Source organism: Fictibacillus sp. 23RED33, from assembly GCF_015903925.1.
GTDB classification, from domain to species: domain Bacteria; phylum Bacillota; class Bacilli; order Bacillales; family Fictibacillaceae; genus Fictibacillus; species Fictibacillus phosphorivorans.
This window is the reverse complement of the sequence record NZ_JACZDX010000028.1, coordinates 1-201: the sequence shown is the minus strand read 5'-3', so window position 1 is coordinate 201 and position 201 is coordinate 1. Positions and strand designations below refer to the sequence as shown.

The following is a 201-nucleotide window of genomic DNA, read 5'->3' as shown; positions in this document are numbered from 1 at the left end:
TTGCCTAGCGACGTCCTACTCTAACAGGGGGAAACCCCCAACTACCATCGGCGCTAAAGAGCTTAACTTCCGTGTTCGGTATGGGAACGGGTGTGACCTCTTTGCCATCATCACTAGACCTAACCATGACTTTCACCATGATTCTAAATTGTAGAGAGTATGTTCTCTCAAAACTAGATACGACGTTTCCAAACGTTATGC

The 201-nt window shown here is 46.3% G+C and carries 1 rRNA gene; it reads right to left on the bottom strand.

Annotation, left to right across the window (positions count from 1 at the left end):
* Window positions 1-2: 2 nt before the first annotated feature.
* A 5S ribosomal RNA gene (gene rrf / locus IHV09_RS22260) occupies window positions 3-118 on the bottom strand.
* Window positions 119-201: the final 83 nt, after the last annotated feature.